This is a genomic window from Campylobacter sp., from assembly GCF_017646085.1.
In the GTDB taxonomy this organism is placed as follows: Bacteria; Campylobacterota; Campylobacteria; order Campylobacterales; family Campylobacteraceae; genus Campylobacter.
In genome coordinates this window covers 1-1,628 of record NZ_JAGCNF010000031.1, presented here as the reverse complement: position 1 = coordinate 1,628, position 1,628 = coordinate 1, and the positions used below count along the sequence as shown (strand labels likewise).

The following is a 1,628-nucleotide window of genomic DNA, read 5'->3' as shown; positions in this document are numbered from 1 at the left end:
TTTAAGCCAATAGTGATAGTAGATGAGAGCCACAACGCAAAGAGTAATTTAAGCTTTGAAATGCTTGAAAATTTAAATGCTAGTTTTATTTACGAGCTTAGTGCTACGCCAAAGGATAGCTCAAATATCATACACTACACAAATGCTATGGAGCTAAAACAAGAAAATATGGTAAAACTACCAGTATTTTTATGTAACTTTGTAAATGTGGCGAGTGTTATAGAAAATGCAATAAGCCTACAAAATAGACTAGAAGCAATAGCAAAAAATGAAAATGTCAATTTACGACCAATAGTGCTATTTCAAGCACAAAGTGGAGTAAATGAAGATGCGCATACTTTTGAGAAACTAAAAAATAAGCTAGTAAATATCGGTATAAAAAAAGAGCAAATAGCTATAAAAACTGCCAAAATCAATGAGTTAAATGGAATTGATTTATTACATAAAGATTGTAAGATACGCTATATCATTACTATAAATGCATTAAAAGAAGGCTGGGATTGTCCTTATGCGTATATTTTAGCTAGTATTGCCAACAAAAGCTCTACTGCTGATGTAGAGCAGCTAATAGGCAGAGTGCTTCGCCAGCCAAACGCTAGAAAATATACAAATCAAGAATTAAATGTAAGCTATGTCCTTACTTGCTCAAATGACTTTGAAGGAACTGCTAAAAGTGTGATAGCTGGACTAAATGGAGCTGGATTTAGTAAAGATGATTATAGACAAAAGGATTTTAGAGAGCCAGAAGAAATAGTAAGGCCACAAGAGCCAAAAGATAAAGATATTTTTGAATATGCTAATAATGAAAATGATAGCGATGAAGATAAAAATAGTGAGTTTTTATCTGCTGATGTTAATGTGGAAAATATCGCAAAAAATATAGAGCAAGGCAATAAAATTAACGATATACTAAAAAATGCTAAAACGCAGGCTAATGAATATGATAAAGAAGTAGAGAAAACTTCATCAAATTCGGATTATTTTGGAGATTTAAAAGTGAATACTAGTAAAATAAAATTTGAAGTAGAAAAAATACCTCAATTTATAAAAATATTACCTAGCAACTCTATTTTATTTGAAGAAATAAATTATAAGGTGTTAGAAAAAGAAGATTTAGAAAAAGATTTTAAGTTAGCAGATAAGGATATACAAATCAATTTTGACTTAGTAGAAAGCAGTATTTTTGAAATAGATTTAAGTAAAGATGATAATTTGCCAAAATATAAAAAAGCATCGCAAATGCAAAGAGAATATTTCAAACAATATTTAAAAACAGCAAGTGATGAAACTAGAATTCGCCAAAGTATAAATTTCATTTTTAATGAGCTTAGAAAAGATAATGTTTTAAATGAAAATGATTTAAAAAACTATATAGAGCGTATAGTAAATAATCTAAGCGATGAAAGAAAAGCAAGATTATCAGATGAAATAGATGCTTACACAATAAAAATAAAAAATAAAATTAAAGAGCTAAAAAGTGTATATAGAGAAAAAGTATTTTATGATTTGCTAAATAAAGGCAATATCAAAATAGAAAATACATTTAGTTTTGAGCCGACAATACAATCTTCTAAATTAAGCTCTTTGCGTGATAAATCTCTATATGAAGAAGAAATAGATAATTTAAA

Annotated in this window: 1 pseudogene; it reads left to right on the top strand. The window is 28.2% G+C overall.

Annotated features, from left to right (window positions below):
* Positions 1 to 12 precede the first annotated feature (12 nt).
* Positions 13 to 1,628: pseudogene (locus J6V67_RS01525) on the top strand (hypothetical protein); the annotation flags it as partial.